27 protein-coding genes are annotated in these 26,893 nt (G+C 45.8%); 22 read left to right on the plus strand and 5 right to left on the minus strand.

What is annotated here, in order from left to right; genetic code table 11:
- Nucleotides 1-16: 16 nt before the first annotated feature.
- The 5 genes from hdfR to ribA all read left to right on the plus strand — a co-directional run bounded on the left by hdfR (nt 17) and on the right by ribA (nt 3,926).
- Nucleotides 17-877 carry an HTH-type transcriptional regulator HdfR gene (gene hdfR, locus ACSF8X_RS17045; RefSeq protein WP_047879824.1) on the plus strand — a complete coding sequence of 287 codons (861 nt, stop codon included), beginning with the start codon at nt 17-19 and terminating at the stop codon, nt 875-877.
- A gap of 315 nt (nt 878-1,192) precedes the next feature.
- Nucleotides 1,193-1,351, plus strand: coding sequence for a hypothetical protein (locus ACSF8X_RS17050; RefSeq protein WP_169753936.1), 159 nt, complete (start codon nt 1,193-1,195; stop codon nt 1,349-1,351).
- A gap of 338 nt (nt 1,352-1,689) precedes the next feature.
- Nucleotides 1,690-1,995: a DUF6916 family protein gene (locus ACSF8X_RS17055; RefSeq protein WP_047879825.1), complete on the plus strand. Its 306-nt coding sequence runs from the start codon at nt 1,690-1,692 to the stop codon at nt 1,993-1,995.
- Nucleotides 1,996-2,110: 115 nt separating this feature from the next.
- Nucleotides 2,111-2,299: a restriction endonuclease subunit S domain-containing protein gene (locus ACSF8X_RS17060; protein WP_047879826.1), complete on the plus strand. Its 189-nt coding sequence runs from the start codon at nt 2,111-2,113 to the stop codon at nt 2,297-2,299.
- A gap of 574 nt (nt 2,300-2,873) precedes the next feature.
- Nucleotides 2,874-3,926 (plus strand): GTP cyclohydrolase II, encoded by a 1,053-nt coding sequence (gene ribA / locus ACSF8X_RS17065; RefSeq protein ID WP_500851761.1) that lies wholly within the window; start codon nt 2,874-2,876, stop codon nt 3,924-3,926.
- A 52-nt stretch (nt 3,927-3,978) separates the two neighbouring features.
- On the opposite strand, the gene ACSF8X_RS17070 is transcribed toward ribA, so the two are convergent.
- A complete protein-coding gene (locus ACSF8X_RS17070) occupies nt 3,979-4,734 on the minus strand; it encodes a substrate-binding periplasmic protein (RefSeq protein ID WP_500851762.1) in 756 nt (251 codons plus the stop codon).
- A gap of 77 nt (nt 4,735-4,811) precedes the next feature.
- On the opposite strand from ACSF8X_RS17070, the gene ACSF8X_RS17075 reads away from it, so the two are divergent.
- Nucleotides 4,812-7,244: a response regulator gene (locus tag ACSF8X_RS17075; protein ID WP_500851763.1), complete on the plus strand. Its 2,433-nt coding sequence runs from the start codon at nt 4,812-4,814 to the stop codon at nt 7,242-7,244.
- Here ACSF8X_RS17075 and ACSF8X_RS17080 read toward each other — a convergent pair.
- The 3 genes from ACSF8X_RS17080 to ACSF8X_RS17090 all read right to left on the minus strand — a co-directional run bounded on the left by ACSF8X_RS17080 (nt 7,241) and on the right by ACSF8X_RS17090 (nt 8,997).
- Nucleotides 7,241-7,435 carry a hypothetical protein gene (locus ACSF8X_RS17080; protein WP_053062517.1) on the minus strand — a complete coding sequence of 65 codons (195 nt, stop codon included), beginning with the start codon at nt 7,433-7,435 and terminating at the stop codon, nt 7,241-7,243. The genes ACSF8X_RS17075 and ACSF8X_RS17080 overlap by 4 nt on opposite strands.
- Nucleotides 7,436-7,660: 225 nt before the next feature.
- Nucleotides 7,661-7,876 (minus strand): hypothetical protein, encoded by a 216-nt coding sequence (locus ACSF8X_RS17085; RefSeq protein ID WP_047879829.1) that lies wholly within the window; start codon nt 7,874-7,876, stop codon nt 7,661-7,663.
- 212 nt (nt 7,877-8,088) lie between these two features.
- Nucleotides 8,089-8,997: a chemotaxis protein gene (locus tag ACSF8X_RS17090; protein WP_500851764.1), complete on the minus strand. Its 909-nt coding sequence runs from the start codon at nt 8,995-8,997 to the stop codon at nt 8,089-8,091.
- 481 nt (nt 8,998-9,478) lie between these two features.
- On the opposite strand from ACSF8X_RS17090, the gene ACSF8X_RS17095 reads away from it, so the two are divergent.
- The 3 genes from ACSF8X_RS17095 to ACSF8X_RS17105 all read left to right on the plus strand — a co-directional run bounded on the left by ACSF8X_RS17095 (nt 9,479) and on the right by ACSF8X_RS17105 (nt 13,296).
- Nucleotides 9,479-11,884: a glycosyl hydrolase family 18 protein gene (locus ACSF8X_RS17095; RefSeq protein ID WP_500851765.1), complete on the plus strand. Its 2,406-nt coding sequence runs from the start codon at nt 9,479-9,481 to the stop codon at nt 11,882-11,884.
- Nucleotides 11,885-12,004: 120 nt separating this feature from the next.
- On the plus strand, nt 12,005-12,184 hold the full coding sequence (locus ACSF8X_RS17100; protein WP_047879832.1) for a hypothetical protein: 180 nt from the start codon (nt 12,005-12,007) through the stop codon (nt 12,182-12,184).
- A gap of 254 nt (nt 12,185-12,438) precedes the next feature.
- Nucleotides 12,439-13,296: an alpha/beta hydrolase gene (locus ACSF8X_RS17105; protein WP_500851766.1), complete on the plus strand. Its 858-nt coding sequence runs from the start codon at nt 12,439-12,441 to the stop codon at nt 13,294-13,296.
- Nucleotides 13,297-13,303: 7 nt separating this feature from the next.
- On the opposite strand, the gene ACSF8X_RS17110 is transcribed toward ACSF8X_RS17105, so the two are convergent.
- Entirely contained in the window at nt 13,304-14,371 is a 1,068-nt protein-coding gene (locus ACSF8X_RS17110) for a methyltransferase (RefSeq protein ID WP_500851767.1), read from the minus strand.
- A 676-nt stretch (nt 14,372-15,047) separates the two neighbouring features.
- On the opposite strand from ACSF8X_RS17110, the gene ACSF8X_RS17115 reads away from it, so the two are divergent.
- From ACSF8X_RS17115 to ACSF8X_RS17175, 13 genes are read left to right on the plus strand one after another with little or no spacing between them, the layout of a single operon-like run.
- Nucleotides 15,048-15,770 carry a beta-ketoacyl synthase chain length factor gene (locus ACSF8X_RS17115; RefSeq protein WP_500851768.1) on the plus strand — a complete coding sequence of 241 codons (723 nt, stop codon included), beginning with the start codon at nt 15,048-15,050 and terminating at the stop codon, nt 15,768-15,770.
- Nucleotides 15,771-16,583 (plus strand): lysophospholipid acyltransferase family protein, encoded by an 813-nt coding sequence (locus ACSF8X_RS17120; protein WP_500851769.1) that lies wholly within the window; start codon nt 15,771-15,773, stop codon nt 16,581-16,583.
- Between the two features lie 26 nt (nt 16,584-16,609).
- On the plus strand, nt 16,610-16,867 hold the full coding sequence (locus tag ACSF8X_RS17125; RefSeq protein ID WP_047879837.1) for a phosphopantetheine-binding protein: 258 nt from the start codon (nt 16,610-16,612) through the stop codon (nt 16,865-16,867).
- Nucleotides 16,868-16,884: 17 nt separating this feature from the next.
- The gene (locus ACSF8X_RS17130; RefSeq protein WP_047879838.1) at nt 16,885-17,142 is read left to right on the plus strand and encodes an acyl carrier protein; all 258 of its coding nucleotides are present in this window, start codon (nt 16,885-16,887) and stop codon (nt 17,140-17,142) included.
- On the plus strand, nt 17,143-17,712 hold the full coding sequence (locus ACSF8X_RS17135) for a COG4648 family protein (protein WP_500851770.1): 570 nt from the start codon (nt 17,143-17,145) through the stop codon (nt 17,710-17,712).
- Between the two features lie 34 nt (nt 17,713-17,746).
- Nucleotides 17,747-19,153 carry an AMP-binding protein gene (locus ACSF8X_RS17140; RefSeq protein WP_500852159.1) on the plus strand — a complete coding sequence of 469 codons (1,407 nt, stop codon included), beginning with the start codon at nt 17,747-17,749 and terminating at the stop codon, nt 19,151-19,153.
- A 26-nt stretch (nt 19,154-19,179) separates the two neighbouring features.
- A complete protein-coding gene (locus ACSF8X_RS17145; RefSeq protein ID WP_500851771.1) occupies nt 19,180-19,557 on the plus strand; it encodes an ApeI family dehydratase in 378 nt (125 codons plus the stop codon).
- The gene (locus ACSF8X_RS17150; protein WP_500851772.1) at nt 19,554-21,254 is read left to right on the plus strand and encodes a glycosyltransferase family 2 protein; all 1,701 of its coding nucleotides are present in this window, start codon (nt 19,554-19,556) and stop codon (nt 21,252-21,254) included. The genes ACSF8X_RS17145 and ACSF8X_RS17150 overlap by 4 nt, the downstream gene beginning before the upstream one ends.
- Nucleotides 21,244-22,788 (plus strand): HAL/PAL/TAL family ammonia-lyase, encoded by a 1,545-nt coding sequence (locus tag ACSF8X_RS17155; protein ID WP_047879841.1) that lies wholly within the window; start codon nt 21,244-21,246, stop codon nt 22,786-22,788. The genes ACSF8X_RS17150 and ACSF8X_RS17155 overlap by 11 nt, the downstream gene beginning before the upstream one ends.
- A 17-nt stretch (nt 22,789-22,805) precedes the next feature.
- Nucleotides 22,806-23,243, plus strand: coding sequence for an acyl-CoA thioesterase (locus tag ACSF8X_RS17160; protein WP_047879842.1), 438 nt, complete (start codon nt 22,806-22,808; stop codon nt 23,241-23,243).
- Between the two features lie 28 nt (nt 23,244-23,271).
- The gene (locus ACSF8X_RS17165) at nt 23,272-23,913 is read left to right on the plus strand and encodes an outer membrane lipoprotein carrier protein LolA (protein ID WP_500852160.1); all 642 of its coding nucleotides are present in this window, start codon (nt 23,272-23,274) and stop codon (nt 23,911-23,913) included.
- Complete coding sequence (locus tag ACSF8X_RS17170) at nt 23,897-26,242, plus strand: MMPL family transporter (RefSeq protein WP_500851773.1); 2,346 nt, start codon at nt 23,897-23,899, stop codon at nt 26,240-26,242. Before ACSF8X_RS17165 ends, ACSF8X_RS17170 begins: the two co-directional genes overlap by 17 nt.
- On the plus strand, nt 26,239-26,889 hold the full coding sequence (locus ACSF8X_RS17175; RefSeq protein WP_500851774.1) for a DUF3261 domain-containing protein: 651 nt from the start codon (nt 26,239-26,241) through the stop codon (nt 26,887-26,889). Before ACSF8X_RS17170 ends, ACSF8X_RS17175 begins: the two co-directional genes overlap by 4 nt.
- Nucleotides 26,890-26,893: the final 4 nt, after the last annotated feature.

Below are 26,893 nucleotides of genomic sequence, written 5' to 3' on the forward strand. Positions count from 1 at the left end.
CTTGTTGAGAGTTAATGTGGATACTGAACTACTCAAAACCTTTCTTGAAGTAACAAAAACTCGCCATTTTGGCCGTGCTGCAGACAACCTTTTTCTGACTCAGTCTGCGGTCAGTTTCCGGATCCGACAGTTAGAGACGCAACTTGGTAATGACCTATTTTCACGACAGCGTGGCAATGTTCATTTGACGCCTGCCGGTGAGCGCCTTCAGCCATACGCTGAAGCCATTTTGCAAACGTGGGGACGAGCAAAACAGGATGTTGCTTTAACTGAGGCTCTGAATCAGCAGGTGACAATAGGTGCATCAGCGCTGATTTGGGAGTTCGATGGGATTGCCGATTGGATCAGTCGTATTTACCAGAGTGTAGATGGGCTGGCCTTGCGTCTTGAATCAATGCCTCGGCAGAGTTTGGTTAAACAGCTGTTTGATAAAACGATTGATGTGGCAATTACGAGTGAGCCGCCGAAGATTGAAAGCCTGCATGTTGCGAAGGTGCGTGATTATCAACTTCAACTTGTTACTCGTGAACAAGGCTGTGGGTTGGAAGACCTGAAGAACAAGCCGCTTGTGTATCTTGATTGGGGCACGCGTTTCTCAATGGAGCAAAGCCGGATCAGTGAATTGCAAAAAACACCGATTATGCATACGCACTCTAGCAAGATGGCACTTGAATTTTTGATCAACCATGACAGCACAGGCTTTTTGCCAGCACCTGTGGTTGCGCAAAGTGTGGTTGAGGGAGTGCTATACACGGTGGATAATGCCCCTGTGATCGAGCAGTCGCTGTACATGGTTTGGCGAGAAGATAGCGAGAAGTATGAGATGCTAGAATCGCTTTTGGCTGTGCCATTTAATCAGGTTGTGGAAAGCATCTAAAAGTAGAGTAATTTTCATCGTAACAAACAAGATTACTTGATTGACAAGGTGTTCAGGTATTCATATTCTCGGCCTATCCCTAGTGTCAGGGATAGGTTTGAGAAAGGCTTGATACCCATCACAAAGTAGTATTTTACTTAGTTGATTGTAAGAATTTTCTTGCTTTTTTATTGGTGGTTGGTATTACTGCTGTATGCAACTAGTTTGCTAAAATTTCTAATTGGTGATGTTCTGGTCGTTGATGCACAAGATTATCACCGGTGTTCAACCAAATTGTACTTATTACATACTCTGGAATAGTTTCAGGAAACAATCATGGCTAAATTAGATCAAAAATTCGCAAAAGGGTCTAAGTCAAAATTTAAATCTGATTTCGAAGACGATTTGCATGACTTCAATCAGGGTTCAAGGAAGAAAAAACGTCGTGTTGCCCGCCAACGTGATGCATACCCGGAGTATGAAGATAGCTTTTAAGACAAAGTAGAAATTCTGTGAGAGGGTGCCTGATGGCACCCTTTTTTTTATTCATCTTAACGTTACATTTATCCTATTTTGTATATTTAGTCGCCTATCGAGTGGCGGTAAGCCAATATCTATCCAAAACGCTCTTAAGTATTGTTTTCTGAATTAAATATTGATGAAAAGTATCAGGTGTTTCTCATGCTCGAAGATACGATGTGCATATTGAGCTTAACATGGTGACGCAATATAAAAATTCACGGTGATCATCAATCGGGCACAGTTGCGGCATCGAGCTTATTCTTTAGGAAGGGGATTGCCATCGTTTAGGTTGGAGACTTAGGAGGTGTTAGATGAATCCACTGTCTATGAAAAACATCCAGAAGCTGATCGGTGAAGAAGTTCAGTTATTTGATAGGGATGGGAGGCGCGGTGCATTTACGGTTGCCTCTGTCGAGGCATTAGAGCGCCATGGTTATGATGATCTAGGTCGGTTTGTGGAGCATTTTTCCATTAAGTTCGATGGCGATGGTTCGACTCATTTCCCTGACGGCCATTATCACTTCAAGCACCCAAAACTGGGTGAAATAGAGCTCTTTGTCTTTCATAAGCATGGTCATGAGTATGAAGTGTTGGTGGATAGTCAACCCGTTGGATAGTTTGGTGTTTAGCTTGAATGGGAATGATAGGTGGCGACTATCTGCATACTGAAGCGAGCATTTTGAGTTGGCTTGGGTATAATGTCGTTTTGGTTAAATTTGATGAGAACGTTTAATGCTTGATAACCTGACCATTCCTGATGATATTGAAAAAGAACCAGAATTGGCGATTCCTTCACTGGAAGAGCAACAGCGTATTGTTGCAGAGCTGAAGCGCTTGGAAGAGGCTGGCGAGCTGACCCCTGAACTACTAGAGGCATACCTGACTGGTAAGCACTCAAGTGTTGCAACAACCACTGAGTAAGTGTGGCTGCAGATTGAATAGGGTATAAGGCTCCGTATGGTGCCTTATGCCCAATCGATGATAGGTTGCGTGTAATTAGAGCTGGATCACCTTGTATCATAGGTTGTTTGCTTTTTCTTAAAGAATCTTGCTGTTTTGGATCGCAAAAGTCGGGTGAAATTTTTACCTAAATATTTATGCGTTATTTTTTCAGTGTTATTGTCATTTCAATCTAATTATCAACCTATGGATAGTTACGATGAAATTGCATCTAAATTTCTCTACACGTAGATATCGCTATAAAATTTCAAAAGAAAACTCCAAATATTATTTATACAAAAGATATTATTTTTGTTTATGGATCAGTGACGGCCGTTATTACGATACAAAGCTCGAAGCCATGAGTACCATCCCTTATATAAACGTTATGAACTGACTTGCTAGATATTAAGCTATTGTTTATAAACGATTTTATTTGTTGCGGCTCGATTGCTCCATCATCTCCTGTCTTATTAGCTATACTCAAGAGTATGGTTATTGAGTCGGGAGTTTGTCGTTTTTAAACGTCGTGTCGGTATATGATGGAGTAATATTAATGGTTGACGAAATTCTATTTTATGAACCTAATAATAAATATGGGTTTTTATCTAACTTTGCGGTATCTCCTATTACTATTGGTGGTTTTAGATGGAAAACCAGTGAGCATTACTATCAGGCGCAAAAATTTACTGATGTTGCTATTCAACAATTGATTATGGAAGCAGAGACTCCGGATGAGGCATTTTTACTAAGCAGGCAATATGAGGCTTTTGTCAAACGTGACTGGGAGGACGTTAAAAATGCTGTTATGCGTTACGTCGTGTTTGAAAAATTTAGGCAAAATGCACGCTTGACCCATTTGCTTGTCAGTACGGGTAAGAAAACGCTGAGAGAGCATTCTCATAGAGATGCGTATTGGGGCGATGGTGGTGATGGTAGTGGCCACAATGAGCTCGGTAAAATACTGATGGATGTACGCGACTATTTTTCGGGGCAATCACCATTTAAATGGGTGAAGTTTGTAGACAGTGCTAAGCTGCCGACCCGGTGGGGAATGTTTAAGATGTATGGTTTTACTGAGACGGCAACGGGAAAAGAGCATCTGGCGCTTGTGTATGGTGAACTTGACTCTGCTACTCCTTCCCTGATTCGCCTGCATTCGGAATGTCTGACAGGTGATGCCTTGTTTAGTGATCGTTGTGATTGTGGCTATCAGTTAGCCAGAGCAATGGAAAATATTGTTAAAGAAGGGAGTGGTGTGCTGTTTTATTTGCGCCAAGAAGGACGAGGGATTGGTCTTATTAATAAAATACGTGCTTATCATCTTCAGGATGATGGTGCTGATACCGTTGAGGCAAATGAAGCACTAGGTTTTTCAGCTGATATGCGAGATTACTCATTCTGTATAGGTATGTTGAGTTTTCTTGGTATTTCTCGAGTCAGACTTATGACAAATAACCCTCGTAAAATTGAGTCTTTAAAACAAATTGGAATTAATGTGATTGAACGAGTTCCGTTGCAGGAGGGAAATAATCCTTATAATTCGAATTATCTTAAGATAAAGGCAAAAAAAATGGGGCATATGTTTGATGAATCATTCATAAAGTGATAAGAGATGAATAAAGCCGCTTTGCGGCTTATTTTTCAAATGGAAATGGTTATTAACGATATTTATCCAGGATTATATTTATTTGACCGTTGTCTTTGATTTTCGTTAGTTTTTTATTGATAAATATTTGTAGGTCATGATCCATGTTTGGTGAAAAGGCAAGATAGATAGGATAGTTTGGAATCACATTGCTAAATGATTGTATGTTATATTGTGATTTGTTCTGATTGGATTTTTTTAGATTGTAGTTAATACGCGATTCCATTTCGACGAATGCTGTATCTTCTGGAAGTTTTTGGAGTACACGAAATGCAGCATCATAGTCTTTAACGCGAAGTTCTTCGATTTTACCCTGATTAAGATAAGGGGCAAGTTGTGGATAATCGAAGCCATGTAACAAAATGATAATTTTATTCTCTATGTCTTCAATATGATTAAATTCGAAGGTTGAGTTTGAATGACTGACTAGAACATGATTGACGGTGTATATTGGTATGTCGGAAAGATTTTCAGCCTGAGGTCCCCCCCATCCAGGGCTCCCATAGGTGATCCAATTTGTATCGTTATCATTTTCTAAAATACTGATCATACGATTGAATGGATAAGTATGGTACTGCAATTTATAGTTCGAGTCTTCGAATATGGCTTGGATGATATCAGTAACAATACCACTATGTAGGTTATCCGTTTCTATCTGAAAGGGGGCTGCTTGTTTTGCGATCACATAATAGTTGACGTTATTGTCATTAGCTGCGAATGCACTTGAAATGAGAAATACTGATGTGGTTAAGTGTGCGATTTTTAACATTTTAAGCCTTCCCTAATATCTTCCCTTATCTAGCTACTATTATGATAGTAGAGATAATCGAAAAAATGAGTTTAGGGATGATAAAATCATTAGATAAACATAGGAATAATAAAAGATTTAGCCTTACTAAGCAGTTGGTACTGGTGATTACAGCTGTAAGTGTTGTGTTTACCTTATTGACGACTGCTATTGGGTTATATTTAGATTATCGGCAAGAGCTATCAATGCTTGACGGGGACTTCCAACAAATAGAAGAGAGTTACTTGTCTAGCCTTACAGCAAGCCTGTGGGTTGAAGATCGTGACCAATTAAAAACACAAGCATTAGGAATAATGAATTTGCCTCACTTGTCCTATTTGTCAATTTCTGACAAAAGTGGTGAGCTTATTAAATTGGGGTCACCACTTGAATCACACAGGATCGAGAAAACATGGCGTTTAGTTTATGAATTATCTGGAAAGCAATTTGAACTTGGACATCTGATTATTCAAGCTGATTTAGATACAGTACACAAAAATCTTCAGGATAAGTTTATTGTATTGTTAGCAGGTCAATCACTGCAGATATTCATCATTGCAATTGTCATTTTAATTTTTGCGTTTAGATTGATAGTCAAACCATTAACTATTATGGCTGAAAGAGTAACTCAGTTCGATAGTAAAAAAGTCCCTAAACAGATAGTTCTGCCAACAAGAATATTTGATGATGAAATTACGATATTGGTGAACCAGTATAATGAAACAGTTGACCATATAAGAGCAAATTATTTGTCGCTAGAGCAGGCTCGTAAACAAGCAGAAGAGGCAAGCCTAAAAAAAAGCGAGTTTTTGGCCAATATGAGTCATGAGATTCGAACGCCAATGAATGGCATTATTGGCCTCTCTGGATTAATGAGAGATATGGATATGAAGGCAGAGCATAAAGAATATGTAAATATGCTTCATACTTCTTCGTTATCACTACTTGATCTGATTAATGATATTCTTGACTTTTCAAAGATTGAAGCAGGCCGGCTTGAGTTGGAAGTTATGCCGCTTAATGTCTTTGAGTTAAGTAAAGAAGTTGAATCGCTATTTATGGTGCGTGCTGCGGAACAAGGGTTGTCATTAAGGTGTACCGTGGATGGGAAAATCAGTCCTATGTTATTGGGGGATGCAACGAAGGTACGTCAGATATTGGTGAATCTTGTTAGTAATGCTTTGAAGTTTACTGAACGAGGATATGTCCATTTACATCTACAGTGCATGGAGGACTTGCCTGAATCGGTTGTTGTTGAGTTTGCTGTTACTGATAGTGGTATCGGTGTTGAGTTTGACAAACAAGATGCGATATTTGATAAATTTCAGCAAGCGGATGGCAGTACGACGCGGAAGTATGGCGGTACCGGATTGGGATTGGCCATATGCCGAGAAATGGTTGCATTAATGGGTGGGAAATTAAAGCTCACGAGTCAGATTGGTAAGGGGAGCCGTTTTTATTTTTCTTTGCAGTTGGATAAAGATGTTATGCACATTGCTGCCCGTGAACAATTGTCGTTGCAGGGATTAAATGTTCTGTTGGTTGATGACAGTATGTTGAACATGCGTATTACAAGTTCGCAGTTGAATGCGCTTGGTGCGACGGCAACTCAATGTGACACCCCGTCAGCAGTACTGTCTCAGATAGAGAAAGCAGAATTGATGGGGCAGCCGTTTGATATTGTTATCGTTGATAAAGTCATGCCGGAAATTGATGGATTTCAGCTTGCTAGCCATTTGCAGCAGCTTGGTTCAAGTTGTCCGAAAATTATGATGATATCTGCTGCCCCGGATGTAGGGGATGCAGAAAAAGCACAAGCATTAGGCATTGTTAGCCTGATCACCAGACCTTATAAAGACAGTACCTTGATAAGAGCGATTGCAAAATGTACCACGGCTCAGCAACCCTGTAGGGTATTGAATGAGAGAGGGGCTGAATTTCAGTATGACCCGGTTGGGGAGGAACGACCTATGGTTGTTGGTTCCGAGTGTCGAACCAACCCTGAGCGGGGATCAAACGAAATTGACGCTGCGGTTCACCAAGGTGAACAATATGAAAATTCAATGATGGACAAGCAGGACAAGCATGTTCAAGAATCAAAAGCGCTGAATATTTTGGTCGTAGAGGATACGTTGATCAACCAAAAAGTATCGAAAATGATGCTGGAAAAACAAGGCGCGACTGTCATGATTGCTGAAAATGGCCAGATAGCTGTTGATCTATTTAGCCAGTATCATTTTGATATGATCTTTATGGATTGCCAGATGCCTGTTTTGGATGGCTTTGAGGCTACTCGGGCGATAAGGTCGCTTGAAGCGAAAAGCGAAAAAGGGGGGCATATCCCCATTATTGCATTGACGGCAAATGTCGTTAAAGAGGAGAGGGACAAATGCTTTGCTGCGGGAATGGATGATTTTGTCTCTAAGCCTGTATCTTTGCAGATTTTACGTGAAAAGGTGCAGAAATACAGGCGTACATTTTCTGATGCCTAGACACTGAAGCGCATGTCAAGTGATGGTTGGCGATATAGGCTCACAATAATTGTTAATGTGTTATTGAGGGTGTTTTCATTCATATCTTGAATAACATAATAATCAGACATCTTGTTCTTGAGCGAACGGTAGACAAGCTGTGATGGGCTGGCATTAATATCACCGGTAATTTCAATTTTTTCGACAAACATATAATTTCCGCATGAAAGCTCTCCCTCAGTTAAATATGATGGAGATGCCTTTGCTTGGCTTACGGATAATAGTGTTAAAGTGAATAGCAGGAAATATAAAGAATGTTTGTTCATGATAGGTGAGTGCGCCAGTTTCCAATAACATTAAGATCTCACGATTATTTGCTTTTAATGTCAGCGAAAGGTAAAAAGCCCCCAGACCAAGTTCAAGGGGCGAATAAAACATCATTTCTTATTAATTTTATCAATGTCTGCTTTGCCGGTTACGGCACATTGGTGAGTTTGCTTCAAATGTTGTGTTTTTGGGATTGGTTTTCCTGCTGCATTTAGGCAAACAGCAACGGTCATGAATGGCGTTGTTGGGATCGGCACGCCTCCAAGTCCATCAGCATGCAGTGTTGAACTAAGTCCTAGCAATACGACGATCAGTATCGTTTTCATCGGTGACCTCACTCTTCGTTCGGATAGCGACTCAAGCTATCTTTAGTTAGATCAATTATTGGTGATGATTGCTAGGTTTTCTAGGTTGCGTGTTGTCGCCGCGAGAGAGCAAGCAGAAGCCTGTGAGCGAGGTAGTTAGTAATCACCCATAAGATCAGTTCCCTGTGTGAGGGACTGATACTATGGGTGGGAGAGGTTAGCGCAAAGAGAGTTTAGGCTGAGGCTTTTAGTGAACGTTTTTTTTCTGCACCGCGAAGCATGGCATGAATAAGCTCATTGGCCTCAAACTTTGTTAGTGCTTCATTCGCACCGACTTGATGAGCTTGAGAGACGCTAATTTCACTCGACAATGATGTGTGAAGAATAATATAGGCATCTCGGAGTTTAATGTTGTTCTGCACTTCGAAGGCTAATTCGTAGCCATCCAGTCCCGGCATTTCGATGTCGCTGACGAGAATATCAAAGGGTGATTTAGCATCGGCGGCATGGATCAGCATATCGAGGGCATCTTGCCCATTGGTGGCAATAAAGTATGGGATTGAGATGCTATCGAGTGCTTGCGATAACTGTTTGCGCGCAACGGCTGAATCATCAACAAGCAATATCTTCAGTGGTCGCAACGTCTCACGTTGGATATCCGTGAGTATAGGTTGCAGGCTGCTTGGATCGTCAGGGAATACTTTTGAGAGTAGTAATTCTACATCAAGCAGTTGGATCAGTTGGTTCTCGACGGTGGTGACACCGGTGACAAAAATATTTTGGCCCAGAGTGCGAGGTGGTGCCTCAATATTGTGCCAATTACATTCGATGATCTTATCGATTCCCCGAACCAAAAAGCCAACAAGCATACGGCGGCAGTCAGTGACCACAATAAAACATTGTTCCAATTCACTGGCAGTCAATGGTGGGTAACCGACGGCTTTAGCCATATCGATAACCGGGATGGTATTTCCGCGTAAGCTAGTGGCACCCAATACCGTTGGGTGAGAGTGAGGAATAGCGGTGAGCGAGGTATAAGGAACGATCTCTTTAACTTTGAGTGTGCCTATCGCAAACCGTTGCAGAGCTGTGAGCCGAAAAAGCAGCATCCCTTGTGATTGGTTCGTCGCATTTTTTAACATCAAGTCTATCCGTATTGCGAAGTCATAGCGCGTAGTTTATCTATATATGGCGGCGGTGCGAAGCCTTACCCGTAATATTTGGTAATTTATTGATCTTGTGCAGGAAATAATTAGATTCCACATTATCGGCATCGCTATATTTCCCACAGTTTAAGGGATGAATAATTAACGTTTATCCTCTTTGTCGAAAGTTATCAAAAATAAAGGATTGGCTAAAGGAAAAAGGTCATAAATGGGCCATATTTTTTTATGCGTCATTTCGGTTAATCCTTGCTGATGAGGGAGAATTTTGAACCGAGAGCTAATTCCGCTGGATTTTTCACACCGTTGTTACATCCCTTTTTTGCACCGTTTTCAAAAATGGTCACGCTCTCTTCGCGAAACAAAAAAACTTGGCTAACACTAGGTGTGCTCGAGTGAGCTAACAACTAGTAAGCATCATTCTTATCGACATTATTTCAACCATTACGTGGAGTAAAAAATGCATAAGGGATTACATCTTAGCAAGATAGCAGCCGCTATGGCTGTTACGCTGATGGCAGGGATGTCTACACAGACAATTGCTGCACCAACCCATGACAAGCAAGTTATCGGTTACATTACCCAGTGGGAAGCATGGAAAGGCACCGACGCGGGTTTCAGTGTGAAAGGTGAAGCAACTCACCTGAACGTAGATATGGATATTTACTCGATCCTAAACTTCTCGTTCTTCGGCGTTGCAAAAGATGGTTCGTTACACAGTGGCGATTTGCGTAACAAAAATATCTACCAGCCTAACTCTGTTCAGGAGCCTGGTCCGCTTCTTCACCCAGATGTTTACTCTAGCTGGGATCTACACATTCTATGGGGTGAACTAGAGTACGTTCATGAGTACCCAGGAAACGAACCGTGGCAAGCAGACTTGCTGGCAAAAGTTCAGGCACAAGGTTTTGTTAAAGATGGCCGTGGTTGGAAACATGAACCAACAGGCGTAACTGGCCAGATGCCTATTCCGCTTAAGAAAGAAGGCGGTGCACCTGGTTTGATCGACCTTGCTGATCAGAAAGGCGTTAAGGTGATGGCATCTATCGGTGGTTGGAGTATGTCCAAGCACTTCCCAGAAATGGCTGCCGATCCGGTTAAGAAAGAGCGCTTCCTGAAAGATGTAGACCGTTTGATGGCGTTGGGTTTCCACGGTATCGATATTGACTGGGAATACCCAGGTTCAGGCGGTATGAACTTCTCCGGTACTGACGCTGACTATGCAAACTTTGAGCAGCTGATGGATGATATCCGTAAGCGTATTGGTCCAGACAAGCTACTAACTGCTGCATTCAAGGCTGTTCCAGCGGCACTTGAAGGCTTCAACTGGGAGCGTCTGTCTAAGTCGATGGACTACTTCAACATGATGACTTACGACCTGAATGGTGGTTGGTCTAATGTTGCAGGTCACAACTCACCGTTGTACCCATATCCAGAAGAAGAGTTTGAAGGTTTGAACCTTGATACACTGAAGAACTGGATGGTTAATGTTCGTGGTATCCCTGCGCATCAGATCAACTTTGGTGCTGCATTCTACGGCCGTGGTGTTCAGACTACAGAGTCAACCGCTTATCTTGGTGCGCCAACAGACAAGCGTAACGTGAACTTCTCAGTTGATGGTCCGACACTTTCAGCGGTTGACTTGGACAACTGGAAAGCATTCGAAGGCCAGCCTAACTACAACTACCTGAAGAAGCAGACTGGCTGGGAGCACATGTGGGACGCTAACGCAGAAGTTCCTTATGCTGTTAAAGGCAAGTACTTCTTGAGCTATGACGATCCTGCGTCAATCCGCAAGAAAGCTGAGTACATCCGCGACAATAACCTAGGTGGTATTATTGTTTGGCAGGTACACGGTGATATCGAGTGTAAAGGCCAATTCATCAACCACGGCACCAAGCTTAAAGAGTGTACAAACCTAAGCTCGCCATTGGCTGAAGAGATCGACAAGGCATTCAGTGCTAACACTGGCCCTGTAAACCAAGCACCAGTTCTGACTGTTCCTGCTGCACAGACTGTAGAAGCAAGCAAAGTGATCAGCTTTGAGGTTTCAGCAACGGATGCAGAAGGCGATGCTCTGAGCTTCACCGTGTCTAATAATGCAACTATTACCGATAATGGTAATGGCAAGGCGACCGTAACGTTCAAGGCACCAGCTACTGATGTCGATCTGCAAGAAACAATTACTGTAACTGTTTCTGATGGCAAGAAGAAAGCGACGAAGACAGTTGTTGTGAATGTTAAAGCTGTTGCAGGCCCAGGTCCAAACCCTGGTGATAACACTGCGCCAGTTCTGACTGCACCAGCAACTGCAACTGTTGATAGCGGTAAGACTGTTGTTATTTCTGTATCTGCTAAAGATGCAGAAGGTGACAAGCTAACTTATTCTGCTTCTGCAGGTACGGTAGCCGCTACAGCAAACGGCGCTGAAATCACATTTACAGCACCGACTGTAACTGCTGATGAAGTGGTTAACGTTGTGGTGACAGTCACTGATGGCAAGCTAACTGACGAAGCAACTGTTGCTGTAACAGTGAAAGCTCCGGAAGTGGGTGGCAATACATGGGATCCAAACAAGGTTTACCATGCTGGTGATACCGTTGTATTTGATGGCGTAACTTATACGGCTAAGTGGTGGACTAAGGGCGAACAGCCTGGAACCAGCGCTGTATGGGAAGCTAAAGATGGCGGCACTGGCCCAGGTACTGGTCCTGGCGAAGGTGGCGGTACAGGTAGTGACTGGTCAGCAGATAGCGTTTACAACAGCGGCGACGAAGTTGTATTTAACGGTGAAAAGTACCGTGCTAAATGGTGGAACCAAGGCGAACAACCTGGACAGCAGTGGGGTGCTTGGGAAAAGATCTAATCCTAAGTTCTGACTGATATCCTTCGAAGCCCGGTGATATTCACCGGGCTTTTTTCATCTTTGTGAGATGACGCTATAGTTATATAGACGCTAAGTCAGTAACTGGGTAGGTAGACGGATATGGAACTACGTAATAAAACAGGTGAAGTTGCTAAATTAGCTGACAACCTGACATTGAAAGAGGTCGTTGATATGGGGTTCTCAATCGATATCTGCGATGAAGCTTACGATCCAAAAGAACACTGGCAGGTGAGTGGGAAAGGAGCGAAGCAAAAAGCTGGAGAGTATCCTGAAAATTAAAGCGAGCTATTACTAACCCCAAGCAATTTCAATCCGTTCGCTATCTGAATTTTGTACATTGACGTTGCTTGGGTATCCGATCCTGTTGAATGATTCCTACCTTTCTTCTTAGTTGTAAATCTCCCTTTTCGGAACAAATGCCACCAAAATAATTGTTAATATTTTGCTCTGGTTTTGATCGTTAATTGTAGGTTTGACGTATACATCATTATGCATTTGTGTGCCTATAATTAATGAAAAAGGGAGGAAGAGTGATGAGAAAGTGGATACTGATCTTGACGCTGTTACTTTCTGGTTGTGCTAACAGTCTGTTCTTTTCTCCGGCGATTATCACGGAACCGCCACCCTCATTCTCTATGCTTTCTTCTCGCTCTGGCAACAACATAGCCTACCAGTGGTTGCCTAGCCAAACCCGTGAAGTAAAAGGTGCTGTTATTCATTTTCATGGCAACAGTGGACATATGGGGAAAACTCAGGAAAAAGTTGATTGGCTTACCGAGCATGGTTTCCATGTGATGGTATTTGATTATTCTGGGTTTGGTGCGTCTTCAGGGGGGGCGACGGATCAAACCGTTTATTACGATGCCATAACGGTGTTGGAGTATGCTCGAACAGTAAAAATGACAAACGATATTCCGATTTATGTTGTGGCGACATCGACTGGCGGGAACATATTTTTACGTGCATTGGTCGATGCTCCTGATTCCGTTGACGGCATTGTGATTGATTCTTCATTTACGAGTTATATTGACACGGCTGAGTATGTGGTCGAGCAGGGGGTACTTGGTCGGTGGTACAGTTGGATAGCCGGTGTTGTGATGCGAGATACCTACTCGTCTAATCAGGTTATCGAAGAGCTTGTCGTCGAGGTACCTACGTTAGTGATGCATTGTGAGCAAGATGCTGTCGTTCCTATTACTGCTGGGAGAGAGCTATTTTCGCAGCTCCAGGCAAAAGACAAGGTTTTCTGGCAACTCAAGGATTGTGCGCATGCCAGAGGGATGACGAAAGCGTACCCTGAAAATCAGCGTAATATCCTTACTTGGTTGGGAGAGGGAGCCACCCCGACAAGTGAGGTGGCTGTTAATACCCAGTTTGAGTGGTTACCTTAGTTAGGGATTATGCGGCTCGCAGTTCAAGCAGGGTATGACCAAGACCAATGTCATCAGTGCGGGTCGCGACTTCGAAGCCTGCTGCTGCAACAATTTCAAGGAAGTCTTCACTGCGGTAAAAACGGCTGTTGCCATTTGCTAGGCAAGTAAAGTAGAGAGACGTTGCATTTAAGCTGAATGCTGCTGCGTCATAGCGTTGGGCATCCCAAAATAGTTCCAGTACGTACACTCGAGCATCATCACTCATGGCGGCGCGAACGCGTTTGAGGATGCTGAGAATTTCCATTGGCGAGAAACAATCTAGGAACTGGCTCATCCACCAGATGTCAGCTCCTTGTGGCAATGGCTGGTTTTGGTCAAGCATATTGGCAGGGTAGCCGTTGATGCGGTCTGCAAAACCATTGGCTTGTGCATTTCCCATCGCCATTTCAATTTGCTGTGGCAAATCGATGATTGTCATTTCAACATCATTGTCGTACTGACAGCATTGAAGCGACCATTTACCCGTGTTGCCGCCGATATCAAAGATTTTTTTAGGTTTAGACTGGAAGATACGCTCAAGCAGAATAGGGAAGGAGCGATCTGAGTAGAAATGGTCGAATTCAAACCAGCTCTGCTTGGCTTTTTCCGGCAATTGGGATAGGCCTTCATAAATAGTTGGCCACGGACCAAGCTCTTTCAGACCAGCAGGCGTACCTTCCTTGATGGCTTCTGTCAGGTGCATCATCGCTGCGTAACAGACATCAGCAGTGAAATCGAGATTGGCGCGTGTCATGCCATCATTGTTCAAGAAATACCCCAAGTTGGCCAACACATAATTAGGGTTGTGCCAAATGACGATATGTGCGCTCAAGGCCATATCAAGCAGGACTTTGACGCCGTATTCTGATACGCCGGTTTTTTCTGCAATTTCACTCGCTGTCAAACCGATTTTTCCTGCGTCATCAAGTACCGACAGTATTCCTAAATCACGTAAAGTACGTGCTGTATGGAAGACGATTGGGGCAAATGCGATTTTTTGCGCTTCGGTTTTTGCTTCTAGAGCATTGAATGGATCGGTTTGATATGATGTCACAAGAAATTCCAACTTTTGAGTGGATAGATCATTAGAAATGATCCTCGTTTGTTTGGAGCCTATTCTGTATAAAACCCTAAGGTGTTTCAAGTAAAGAAGGGAATTGTTTAGTCTTTCATGTGGCTTGAAGAGGGATAATCTGAAAATAGATGTAAAACTTCTTTATAAGCAGTAACTTTGCTAAATAATAGAATATGGAAATATATAAAACATTAGGCGAGGTTTATATTTCTCAGGCATATATTGTATCAGGTAAAGGTATACGACTGTTTGTATATTTCATGTCTTCATCAAATATGTTATTGGTGAATTATATAAGTAACAACTCAGCGATCAATCTGTACACTGTTCTGTTTGTGTTTTGGCAGAGAGTTGAAAATAATATATTTTCTGAGTTGATATTAGCACCAAAGTCGAAACTTACCCGCTGTGCCCTTTGATATCAATGCGTTATGTGGTTGGCTTATTTGATGGAAATCAGGGTAAGGTTGATGCTAAGTATTTGTTGTTTGGAAAGTAAACGCCAAAATGTGAAGTTTGTTGAAAAATTAGTCTAATTGAACTCGAGTTTTAATATTTGATACCAAAAGTCTAAAATTAATATTATCCTAGCTCGATTGGATAGAAGCGAGATGCTGGGAATATGTCAGGTAGTCATCAGTTAACGACTAAACGAATGAATAAAATAAGATTCAATATTGACTGCTGGCAAGCATTATCGCCAGGTCTGTTGACGAAAAGTGACTGGCAGGTATGGGCAGCAAATAATCACGTTTGGCCCCAGCAACTTGATGGCACACCTGCAAATCATATTCCACCGATGCAGCGAAGAAGAATGAGCTCGCTAAGCAAGTTAGCGATTCAGACTGCGATTGAGTTGGTTAACGGTAGCCAAATAGATTTCATTATTTTCTCTAGTCGCCATGGAGAGTTGCAACGCACGGTTAGCTTGTTGAGCGATATTCTTAGTGGCGAAGACGCATCGCCAACGGCTTTTTCGCAATCAGTGCACAATACGGCTGCGGGGCTCTATACCATAGTGACCAAACAGGCGGTGCCGGTGACATCCTTGGGGAGCGGCGATCAAACATTGCATTCAGCATTGATTGAAGCTGCCGCTTATCTATCTGAAAACCCTGAACATCGTATATTAGTTGTGGATTTTGACGAGCCGCTTCCTGCGCCTTATTGCCAATTTGAAACCGGGCAGTATCAGCCTTATGCGTTGGGACTGGTGCTTTCAAGCGGAGACAGTTGTCAGATTTCGTGGAGTAAGTCAGAAACTGACGCGGTGGTTGATATGCCGCACGCCTTTGAGGTCGTGAGTAATCTTGTGAGCAAGCAGTCTGCCTGGACAGTGGTCGGGAAGCGAACCCAGTGGCAGTGGGAATGTGAGTGAATGGAACAGCGAGCTGTGAGCCGAATGAGTCTGTGGCGGCAGGGAGTTCGCCAATTAGATAAATGCTGGCGCGTTTTCGCAACGGGTTTGTGTTTTAGTATTTTTGGGGTTGGTGCGCTGGGATTGACCTTCGTGGCTATTCCGCTTATCGGCTTGCAATCGAAACAAGAAAGAGAAAGGGAAAAGGCTGTACAACACGCAATACAACGCGCTTTTAATTGGTTTTGTCAGATGATGCGCTTTTCCGGCGCGATTGACTATAAAATCGTTGGTGCGGAAACCCTCCGTTCAGATCGTGCCTGCCTGATAGTCGCCAATCACCCAAGCCTTATTGACTATGTATTGATTGGGTCGTGTCTGCCGCATTGTGACTGTCTGGTGAAAGCGGCTATTTGGCATAATCCATTTATGAAAGGGGTTGTCAAAGCTGCGGGGTATATCCCTAATACCGATCCTGAAAGCCTGCTTGAAAATTGTAGTCACCGGTTAAATGATGGCAATGTATTGCTGGTTTTCCCTGAAGGGACACGCACAACGCCGGGGGTAGAGCCTACGTTACAGCGTGGTGCTGCGCAAATCGCGGTACGTACCGGGATGGATGTGCGTGTAGTACATATCACGGTAAGCCCTGATTTCTTGACCAAACAGAAAAAATGGTATCAGGTTCCGGATACAAAGCCTTTTTTCCTTGTCGAGGTTAAAGATAAAATCGACATTAACGGTTTTATTGCGAATTCTGATTCACTATCGGCTGCAGCAAGGCAGCTTAATCAACATTTGGCAGACGTGATATTTCCGGCCAAAGAACATTAAAATTTAATCCAAATAAGAAGGTTACCGTGAAATCATTACAAGACGAAATCAAAACACTGATCATCGATGCGCTGAACCTAGAAGATATCACAATTGATGATATCGAAACGGATGCGCCATTATTTGGCGACGGGTTGGGTCTGGACTCCATTGACGCACTGGAGTTGGGTTTGGCAGTCAAAAAACAATACAATGTCGTAATTGACGCTGATGATGCCAAGGCTCGAGAGCATTTTGCTTCAGTAGCTAGCCTTGCGGCATTTATCTCTAGTAACAAAGCATAACACTGGATAATTGAATAATGAGTGACGTAAAACGCAGTGACGTTTTTGAGCAGGTAAAGTCTGTTTTGGTTGAGTTGTTTGAGTTGAACCCTGACGATGTCACCGCTGATGCTAATCTGTACCAAGACCTTGATTTGGATAGTATTGATGCGGTTGATCTAGTTGTTCACCTTCAAAACGAAACGGGACAAAAAATCAAGCCAGAAGAGTTCAAAGCCGTACGCACTGTTGATGATGTGGTAGATGCGGTAGTCACTCTATTGCAACAAGCATAAATGAACCGGTTTCTCACCGTTCTTTCCGCGACTGCGCTGCTTGCATACCCATTTGCGGTGTATTTTGGTTTACACCGCTGGGGGATCGGCTCAGTCGCCATTTTTTTGGCAGTATTATTCGCACTCCGGGTATTTGTAAGCCGGCAGACTCAGTTGCGAGAACTGCGTAATGTCGCCCTGATCACCGGGGGGGCTGGTATCTTTTTGGCCGTGCTCGGCAGTGTTTTTAAAGAGCACGGTTGGTTGACGTTTTATCCGGTAATCGTGAACGCGACAATGCTGATGGTTTTTGCTTCGAGTCTGACGCAAGAACAAACCTTGGTAGAACGCTTGGCTAGGCTACAGGATCCTGATTTGCCGCCCAGTGGCGTACGCTATACGCGTAAGGTCACGATTGTCTGGTGTGTCTTTTTTATTGTCAACGGCTTGATAGCTCTTGGAACCTGCTTCGCGCCACTGACTGTGTGGACATGGTACAACGGCATGATTAGCTATTTACTGGCTGGTTCGTTGTTTGCCGTAGAATGGTTAGTTCGGCAGAGGGTACAGAGAAAACAAATCAACCAATAAGCGGAGTGCAGTGTTGAATCCAAAACCATACAGTCTGGAATATTCACAACGGTTACCGGAACCTACGCTTGATAATGACGAGTTTGTGTCTCTGTCGAGCTTGCTTTTGGCGAACCGTAGCGGGCAGGCTATTGTAGCCGGTCTGGATAATGATAGCGTTTCTTGGTCCTGTTTCCAGCGTGATGTTCTGGGTCTTGCGGCAACGTTAAAAACGTCTTCTTACATGAAGTGGGCGTTGTGTTTTGACGATAGCTACTATTTCGCCGTTGCTCTTTTCGCTGCTGCCCATGCCGGTAAAGAGATTGTTTTACCGGGTAATCATCAGCCATCTGCACTGGATGAACTGCAAGCGCATTTCGATGCTCTGCTGCATGACAGGCAAGAGCTACTTGGTTTTACCTGCCCCCAGTTGGCGTTGCCATATGACGCGCAACAGCCCGCCCCATCATTTCAGCTGGCCCCATTACAGCCCGGCATGGTTAAGATAACCTTGTTTACGTCTGGCTCGAGTGGCAAGGCCAAAGCCATTGCAAAAACCTTGGTCCAATTGGAAGCAGAGATCACCCAGCTTGAAGCTAACTGGGGGAGCCAGCTTAAGGCCAGCCAAGTAGTTAGCACGGTTTCCCATCAGCATATTTATGGTTTGTTGTTTCGTGTGTTGTGGCCGCTGTGCAGCGGGAGGGTCTTTGCTCGACGTGATTTGATTTATCCTGAGCAGGTTACAGCAAAAGCCGCTTTGGATACCGCATTGATTACCAGTCCGGCGCTTTTGAAGCGATTGGCGGGGGAGGAGACGGGGGATAGCTATCGTGCGGTCTTCTCTTCTGGTGGACCGTTGTCTGAATCGGCAGCCCACGATGCTTTGAAGATACTCGGGCACTTGCCTATCGAGGTGTTTGGTAGCACGGAAACAGGCGGGATAGCATTTCGCCAGCAAGTTGCCGCGACCACGCCGTGGGCATTGTTTGACGTTATTGATGCATCGCTTAACGCTGAAGGGTGTCTAAAAGTTCGTTCGCCGTTTGTTGATCAGGAAAATGACTATCAAACCACTGATCAATGTCAGTTTGTCGGGGATCGCGACTTTATACTTCTGGGACGCACCGATCGCGTAGTTAAAATTGAAGAAAAACGTATATCGCTAACTGAAATTGAACGGCGATTGTGCCAGCTTACATGGATCGAAGAAGCCGCAGTATTGACCCTTGAGCAGGGGGGACGGATCGTCATATCTGCGGTTGTGACCTTGACTGATGATGGCGATCGACATTTACAAGCCTGCGGAAAAGGCAAGTTCTGGATTGAGCTAAGGCAGCAGCTCCGCCGCTGGATTGAACCGGTGGGTATTCCTAGGCGCTTTCGGTTTGTCGATGAGATACCGTTAAATAGCCAGGGGAAACGGCTGGTTAGGGAGCTGGAAGCTCTTTTCGCACAAGATTGAACAGTAATACACAAGCAGAAAAGAACATGATAACAACTAAACGCAAGCCGACAATATTACGTCAGGAAGTTGATGGAAACCATGCTGTTCTCAGCCTGATGGTCGACGCTGATATCGTTGACTTTAAAGGGCACTTTACGTCTCATCCGTTGCTTCCCGGGGTAACGCAAATTCATTGGGCTGTAGAGTTCGGTATCGCACTGCTTGATATCCCTGCGCAATTTGGTGGGATGGAAGTGATCAAGTTTCAGGCTCCGATTCTTCCGGGCGCCGAGATTGAGTTGGAACTTGAATGGAACGCCGAGAAAGAAAAGCTACATTTTTGCTACCGCTCAGTAGATAGCGACGGGGAGCAAGCAGCGGTACATTCGTCTGGCCGTATTAAGTTGGATATGGCTCAATGAGCACCTTCTTTCCCTGTTTCTTGATCCCTTGTTACAATCACGGCAGTACGATAGGTGCGGTATTGGATTCTCTGCAACCTTATCCCTACCCTGTGATTATCGTTGACGATGGCAGTGATGCGAATACCAAAGCGATATTGGCAGAGCAAAGTCGCCGCAATAATGTCACCTTGGTTACGCTTGATAAGAACCAGGGGAAGGGTGGGGCGATGATCGTTGGGATGCAAGAGGCATTTCGCCAAAGCTATACCCACGCCATCCAGATTGATGCCGATGGCCAGCATGACATCAAAGCCTTGCCTAAATTGATCGCGACATCGGCCGAGCATTTGACATCTTTGGTGTCGGGGCAGCCGGTGTATGATGAATCCGTGCCAAAGTCGCGTCTATACGGCCGCTATGCCACCCATATCTGGGTCTGGATCGAAACGTTGTCGTTTGCTATCAAGGACAGCATGTGTGGTTTTCGTGCTTATCCGGTTGCCCGTGTTATTAAAGTACTGGATCGCAATCCGAGGATCGGCCGTCGGATGGACTTTGATACTGAAATCATGGTTCGGATGTATTGGGACGGCTGTGATGTCCGTTTTGTCGATACTCGCGTGATTTATCCTGAAGGTGGTATCTCCCATTTCGATGCACTGTGGGACAACGTAAAAATCAGTGCCATGCATACCAAACTATTTTTGGGTATGTTACCGCGTATACCTGCGCTGCTAAAACGTAAGAACCCTGAGGCTGCGCATTGGTCCTCGCACCGTGAGCGCGGCACGATCCTCGGTATTAAGTGCCTTCTTGCCGTTTACTCTTTGCTTGGTGCGAAGGCGTTTCGTGCTTTACTGAAGTTGGTGATGGCTTACTACCACCGTACCGGAACCACGGCTCGCGATGCTTCAGAGCTGTATTTGACCCAACTTAAGCATTATGCCGACAGCAATAATATAACGCTGCCCGTTGAGGCGTCCTCCCTGACCAGCTACCAACACATGTATTCATTCGGTCTTACGATGCTCGACAAGCTGGCGGCTTGGCGTGGTGATTTTAGTTTTAAAGACTTGACGATTCATGGCCAGGAGCACGTCGATGCGGTATTGGCCAAGCAACGTGGGATCGTTATTCTAGGTTCGCATCTGGGTAATCTGGAGCTGTGCCGAGCCCTGAGCAGTCATTATAAAAATGTGAAAATCAATGCTCTGGTTTTTACCGAACATGCCGAGCGCTTCAATAATGTGATGAAGGCGGTGAACCCCGATTCTGCGCTTAATCTTATTCAGGTTGCTGATATCGGGCCTGAAACGGCAATTCTCCTCGAGCAAAAGCTTGAACAAGGTGAATGGGTGGTGATTGTCGGTGATCGTACTTCCGTGACCAAGCAAGAACGTGCAGTTTGGGCGGATTTTCTCGGCAAACCAGCGCCGTTCCCCCAAGGCCCGTTTATGTTGGGGGCGATATTGAAAGCGCCCGTTTACCTATTGTTTGGCCTGCGTGATGAGAGTCAGCAAAAGGTGCGGTTTAACGTATATTTCGAACCATTCTCCGAACAAATCAAACTGCCGAGAGGGCAACGACAAGAGGCACTCAATGCAGTTGTTGTCCGCTATGCCCAGCGTTTGGAAGCCTACACGCTAAAGGCTCCTCTGCAATGGTACAACTTCTTCAATTTCTGGCGATTGAGTGAAAAAAGTGATGCAAAATAACCAAGAACAAACTGTATTATTCGGTGCAGGGCGACTGACTATCGAAGATGTTGTCGCTATCGCAAACGGTGCTTCGGCTGAAATTAATAGCAGCCCAGAGTATCAGGCAAAAATCGATCGTGGGGTTGCGTTTCTAGAACGCCTACTTAAAGAAGAAGGCGTGATCTATGGGGTTACAACGGGTTATGGTGATTCGTGCACCGTTGCAATTCCGACAAACTTGGTTGACGAGTTGCCGCTCCACCTGACGCGTTTCCACGGTTGCGGCTTGGGTGAAAACCTTGATCACCAGCAGTCCCGTGCCGTTCTCGCAACCCGCTTGTGTTCATTGGCTCAAGGTGTCTCAGGTGTTTCACATGATTTGCTTAACCAGATCATTGCCTTGATCAATCATGATATTTCACCGCGAATCCCGCAAGAAGGGTCAGTAGGGGCAAGTGGCGATTTGACACCGCTATCCTACTTGGCTGCCGCATTGATTGGTGAGCGTGAGGTACTTTACAAAGGGGAGTTACGCCCAACCCTAGAGGTGTTTGCCGAGTGCAATATCACCCCAATCAAGCTCAAGCCCAAAGAAGGTTTGGCGCTGATGAATGGTACTGCGGTCATGACAGCGTTGGCTTGTCTTGCCTATAAGCGAGCGGAGTATCTGGCGCAGCTTTCCACGCGGATCACCGCGATGGTATCTGTTGCGATGAAGGGCAATGATTTCCACTTTGACGAGGCGTTGTTTGCGGTGAAGCCGCATCCAGGTCAACAGCAGATTGCTGGTTGGCTGCGCGCTGATCTGCAAGCTGATCAGCCGCCAAGCAATAGCGACCGCCTTCAGGACCGCTATTCGCTACGTTGTGCCCCGCATGTGATTGGGGTGCTGCAAGATAGCCTGCCTTGGCTGCGTCAGCTGATTGAGAACGAGCTCAACAGCGCCAACGACAACCCGATTATCGACGGTGATAACGAGCGCGTACTGCATGGCGGTCACTTCTATGGCGGCCATATCGCGATGGCGATGGATACCCTGAAGACGGCCGTTGCCAATATCGCGGATTTGTTGGATCGCCAAATGGCACAGTTGATGGACTATAAGTTCAACAACGGGCTGCCTTTCAACCTGACTGGGGCTCAGGGCGAGCGGATGCAGATTAACCACGGTTTCAAAGCGGTACAGATCGGTATCTCCGCATGGACGGCTGAAGCTCTTAAACATACCATGCCTGCGAGTGTCTTCTCTCGCTCGACCGAATGTCATAACCAAGACAAAGTCAGTATGGGGACGATTGCCTCGCGCGATTGCTTGCGGGTGCTGGAGTTAACCGAACAGGTTACGGCTGCATCACTGTTGGCTGCGACACAGGCGATAGAGCTTCGCCGCCGTCAGGAAGAGCTCGATGACAGGCAGATGAGCTTTGCATTGAAGACGATGAACGAAATGGTACTGAGCGAGTTCCGCTTTGTTGAGGAAGATCGTCCACTAGAGCCGGATCTACGTCATTTTGTATCACGGATCCAGCAGCAGTACTGGACACTGTATTAAGTTGTAAAAGGCACACCATGTTAGATAACAAGACATTATTGAGCGCCGAGGTGACCATGGTCACCGCATTTCAGGATGCGGACCCGATGGGGGTGGTTTACCACGGGAACTATTTCCGATTTTTCGAGGAAGCCCGGCGGGTGATGATGGACAAAATTGGCTACGGTTATCGCGAAATGCAAGCATCGGGGTATGTGTGGCCGATTATTGACACCCGGGTTAAGTACGTTAAACCGATCCCGTTTAACCATGAAATCAGAGTGGTTGCTACCTTGACGGAGTGGGAAAACCGGTTGCGGGTGGATTATGTTATCTATGATGCAGAAACGGGAGGGCGAATGACTAAAGCCCATACCATGCAGGTGGCTGTGACTATCGATGGCGGTGAGATGTGTTTTGTCTCACCGACTGCTTTTACCCGTAAACTAGAGGCATGGTATGACAGCCAAGCGTAATCGCTGGCGCGTTATAGCACGCGCCTATATGAACCAGCTAGGCTGTGCTGCAGCCTTGCTGGTTGGTTCTTGCATGATGCCTGCTCATGCCGTAACACTTGATGATATCCAACAGCAGTTAGCTGAGCATCCTGTGGTGAGGGGGGATTTCGAGCAAGAGCGTAAGATGGAGATGTTCAGTGCCCCCTTGGTGTCATCGGGGCATTTTGTTTTGGCCAAAGAGTACGGTTTACACTGGCAGCAGACCCAGCCGTTTCCCGTATCTCTGGTACTGACCCAAGACAAGCTCAGTCAATCCTTTGGTGGCGCTGCGCCAGAGGTCATGGCTGCCGAGCAAAATCCGATGGTGTTTTATTTTAGTCATCTGTTCCTCGATCTTTTCCGTGGGGAAACCGCTCAGTTGAGCGAGCAGTTTGAACTGACATTCAAAGGTTCTGCTGAGACTGCCGTGACAGAGAGCGTTGGCAAACAGCAGTGGCATTTGGTCTTGACGCCTAAAACTGCACCGTTAAATGCGGTATTTACCTCGATTGAGCTCGAAGGGCATGATTTCATTGATCGTTTGGTCCTAACCGAAAAGCGCGGTGATATTACCGTATTGAGTTTTACCAACCAGTCCGCCCTGCCGAATACATTGACCAAAGACGAACAACGTGCTTTTGATTTCTAAACGTGCGGTCTGCTGGCTGATCATCATGCTGGCGACCTTACTGCTTTTGGGTAAGCAGTTCCTCTCTGATCGGCCGTTGCCGATTGAAACAAATATCCTTGCGCTGCTGCCTGCCAATCAGCAGCAACCCTTAGCTGATGCGGCGTTTGAGCAAATTGCCGGTAGCTTGAGCGACAAGGTTATATTTGTAGTTGGCAGTAACGACAAGTCACACTTGTTTGAGGCTGGTCGTGAATTTTCACAGCAAATCGCTTCCATTGGCTTGTTTAAGCAAGTGACCTCGACGGTCAGTGAATCTCAACAGCAGGCTTGGGGGAAACTGTACTTCCCGCATCGTGCGCAGTTGTTGACGACAGAGCAGAGAAACCAGCTGGAAAATACGCCCGAACAGCGTGTGCAGGCAGTCTTGCAGGCGCTTTACAATCCGTTCTCCGGGGTGACGGGGCAGGAGCTGGCCTCCGATCCGTTTTTGCTGTTTCGCGGTTATCTTGGTGAGTTGGGCAAGCGAAGTGGCAATGTGCGGATAGAACAGGGATTTTTGACGACAGATTACCAAGGTAAGCATTATCTGTTGATCACGGCAGATCTATCAGGATCCGCCTATAGCCCAGAGTTGCAGGTCAAGCTTCCGGAATTGGCAGCCATCGAGCATTCCGTTGAAAGCCAGTTCGAGGTGAGCCTGCTGCATACCGGCGTTATCTACTATGCCGCCCATGGCACTAACAGCGCCAAGTCAGAAATCAGTACTATCGGGGTGGGCTCGCTCATCGGAGTGGTACTGTTGCTGGTGGTCGTCTTTCGCAGCCCGTTGCCACTGGTCTTGTCTTTGTTATCGATAGGCTGTGGCTTGTTGGTCGCCTTGGCGACGACGGTTGCCATCTTTGGTAAGATCCATTTGTTCAGTTTGGTGTTCGGAGCCAGTCTGATCGGGGTTTCGATCGACTATTCGCTGCATTTTCTTACCGAGCGACTGGCTGCTGGCAAACAGTGGCAGGCGAGTAAGGGATTGTCCCAAATTTTTGTCGCCATCACGCTGGGTATGCTGATGAGCCTTGTCGGCTATTTGTGCATGATGGCAGCGCCATTTCCCGGCTTGCAGCAGCTCTCCCTCTTTTCTGCGGTGGGCTTGGTCGCGGCTTATGCAACGGTAGTTTGTTGGTATCCTATCCTTGCCGCCAAGTCTGGTGGTGACAGGTTGCTGCCACTTCGCGGGGCGATGGCGGCATGGCTGGCTATCTGGCAACGACCAAGCGTGCGTATCGCACTGCCTGTTTTTTGTGTAGCGATATCAGTGCTAGGGACATTTCGGGCCGGTTATGATGATGATATCCGCCAGTTGCAGGCGCTGCCTGCCGATCTGAAGCAGCAGGAGCAATCGGTCAAGGCCATCACTGGCATGGATGGCGGCCAGCAGATGTTGTTGGTGACAGGCAATAAGCCAGAGCAACTTTTGCAGGCGCTGGAGCGGGTAGGCCAATCGCTTGATGGTATGGTGCGGGATAAGCATCCAGCATTAGCGGGTTATCAGAGCCTTGCCCAGTATGTGCCGTCGGCAAAATGGCAGGAAGAAAATTATCAGTTGGTCAGCAACCTCTACCAGCAGTATGGATCTCAGCTTGCCAACAGTCTGGGACTGCAGAAAACCGTGGAGTTCAAAGCAGATTTTAAACCGCTTACGATGGATGATTTTTTACGTTCACCGGCTTCGGCTCCCCTGCGTTTTTTGTGGCTGGGTAAGCAGGGTGATCTGTTTGCCTCGGTGATTTTGCTCAAGGGCGTTACTCAGCCAGACGTGATTATCAGTTATGCGGCTTCCCAACCGAATGTCCTATATCTGGATAAAGCGCGAGAGGTGTCGTCGCTATTTGGGATCTACCGGCAACATGTTACAGAGCTATTTGCTTTGGCGGCGTTGGGGATCCTGCTGATCCTTTTTTGGCGTTATGGTGTCGTCAAGGGGATCCGTGTGATTTCAGCGCCGGCAATTGCATGTGTTGTTGGGGTGGGAATTGCGGGATTTACCGGTGTGCCGCTTAATCTATTCAACTTGCTGGGGCTGTTTTTGATCCTAGGGATTGGCATTGACTATTCGCTGTTCTTTGCCGAGCGCTCGCAGGGGCAGACAACCTTGCTGGCGATTACCTTGTCTGCGGTAACGACAATATTGTCTTTTGGGTTGTTGTCTCTCAGCGCAACGCAGGCGATACACAGTTTTGGGGTGACGGTGCTGACAGGGATACTAACCGCATGGTTATTGGCACCACTCGCCCGGGATCGCGTGGTCGGCGAAGATACGGCGGGAGCAACAGCCGTGATGGAGAAAGTATGAACAAGCACAGCGTGTTGAAGGCAATCATTCTTGGTTTGCCACTGTGGCTATCAGGGTGCGGTTTGTTATCATCAGAAACGGTGTCGGAGCAGGAAACCGATATGGCCGTGGTCGCCAATAAGGTGGAAGTGGTTGCGGGCAAGTCCGTTGTTTTGCCGCAGCCCTTTCAGTATGGTGCCAATTTGACGGCCAGCCAATTGATCACGGCGACTTGGCAGGAAGAAACGCATCAGCTGCCAGTACAGCTGGAAGTGACACCTGCAAAAATCGTCTTGGCTGGGTTTTCATCTTGGGGGACGAGGTTGTTTAGCCTGGCCTACCAAGATCATCGGTTTGACAGTTATATAATGCCGGGACTCGCGGCAAGCCTGCCGCAACCCGAACAGGTGCTATTTAATATCATGCTGACACTGTGGCCGGTAGAAGCGTGGCAGCCGTTACTGGCTGTACAGGGGATGTCCTTGGTTGATACGCAGGGACGTCGCCAGTTGCTTGATAGCAACCAGCAGGTTGTGATTGATATCCAATATCGGGCAGTACCGCGCCTTGACGGTGAAATTATTTTTAAGAACATGCAGTTAGGATATGTTATTTCTATAAAAACATTAACTTACAGTCAGAATAACGTAGAACAAGGTAATGACTGAGACT

It is taken from the genome of Photobacterium panuliri (genome assembly GCF_059920555.1).

What these genes read in the sequence shown, in the direction of transcription:
- ACSF8X_RS17050 (WP_169753936.1), top strand. Translation starts at nt 1,193, where the DNA reads ATGGCTAAATTAGATCAAAAATTCGCAAAAGGGTCTAAGTCAAAATTT.
- ACSF8X_RS17055 (WP_047879825.1), top strand. Translation starts at nt 1,690, where the DNA reads ATGAATCCACTGTCTATGAAAAACATCCAGAAGCTGATCGGTGAAGAA.
- ACSF8X_RS17060 (WP_047879826.1), top strand. Translation starts at nt 2,111, where the DNA reads ATGCTTGATAACCTGACCATTCCTGATGATATTGAAAAAGAACCAGAA.
- ribA (WP_500851761.1), top strand. Translation starts at nt 2,874, where the DNA reads ATGGTTGACGAAATTCTATTTTATGAACCTAATAATAAATATGGGTTT.
- ACSF8X_RS17070 (WP_500851762.1), bottom strand. Translation starts at nt 4,734, where the DNA reads ATGTTAAAAATCGCACACTTAACCACATCAGTATTTCTCATTTCAAGT.
- ACSF8X_RS17075 (WP_500851763.1), top strand. Translation starts at nt 4,812, where the DNA reads ATGATAAAATCATTAGATAAACATAGGAATAATAAAAGATTTAGCCTT.
- ACSF8X_RS17080 (WP_053062517.1), bottom strand. Translation starts at nt 7,435, where the DNA reads ATGTTTGTCGAAAAAATTGAAATTACCGGTGATATTAATGCCAGCCCA.
- ACSF8X_RS17085 (WP_047879829.1), bottom strand. Translation starts at nt 7,876, where the DNA reads ATGAAAACGATACTGATCGTCGTATTGCTAGGACTTAGTTCAACACTG.
- ACSF8X_RS17090 (WP_500851764.1), bottom strand. Translation starts at nt 8,997, where the DNA reads ATGTTAAAAAATGCGACGAACCAATCACAAGGGATGCTGCTTTTTCGG.
- ACSF8X_RS17095 (WP_500851765.1), top strand. Translation starts at nt 9,479, where the DNA reads ATGCATAAGGGATTACATCTTAGCAAGATAGCAGCCGCTATGGCTGTT.
- ACSF8X_RS17100 (WP_047879832.1), top strand. Translation starts at nt 12,005, where the DNA reads ATGGAACTACGTAATAAAACAGGTGAAGTTGCTAAATTAGCTGACAAC.
- ACSF8X_RS17105 (WP_500851766.1), top strand. Translation starts at nt 12,439, where the DNA reads ATGAGAAAGTGGATACTGATCTTGACGCTGTTACTTTCTGGTTGTGCT.
- ACSF8X_RS17115 (WP_500851768.1), top strand. Translation starts at nt 15,048, where the DNA reads ATGAATAAAATAAGATTCAATATTGACTGCTGGCAAGCATTATCGCCA.
- ACSF8X_RS17120 (WP_500851769.1), top strand. Translation starts at nt 15,771, where the DNA reads ATGGAACAGCGAGCTGTGAGCCGAATGAGTCTGTGGCGGCAGGGAGTT.
- ACSF8X_RS17130 (WP_047879838.1), top strand. Translation starts at nt 16,885, where the DNA reads ATGAGTGACGTAAAACGCAGTGACGTTTTTGAGCAGGTAAAGTCTGTT.
- ACSF8X_RS17135 (WP_500851770.1), top strand. Translation starts at nt 17,143, where the DNA reads ATGAACCGGTTTCTCACCGTTCTTTCCGCGACTGCGCTGCTTGCATAC.
- ACSF8X_RS17145 (WP_500851771.1), top strand. Translation starts at nt 19,180, where the DNA reads ATGATAACAACTAAACGCAAGCCGACAATATTACGTCAGGAAGTTGAT.
- ACSF8X_RS17150 (WP_500851772.1), top strand. Translation starts at nt 19,554, where the DNA reads ATGAGCACCTTCTTTCCCTGTTTCTTGATCCCTTGTTACAATCACGGC.
- ACSF8X_RS17155 (WP_047879841.1), top strand. Translation starts at nt 21,244, where the DNA reads ATGCAAAATAACCAAGAACAAACTGTATTATTCGGTGCAGGGCGACTG.
- ACSF8X_RS17160 (WP_047879842.1), top strand. Translation starts at nt 22,806, where the DNA reads ATGTTAGATAACAAGACATTATTGAGCGCCGAGGTGACCATGGTCACC.
- ACSF8X_RS17165 (WP_500852160.1), top strand. Translation starts at nt 23,272, where the DNA reads ATGAACCAGCTAGGCTGTGCTGCAGCCTTGCTGGTTGGTTCTTGCATG.
- ACSF8X_RS17175 (WP_500851774.1), top strand. Translation starts at nt 26,239, where the DNA reads ATGAACAAGCACAGCGTGTTGAAGGCAATCATTCTTGGTTTGCCACTG.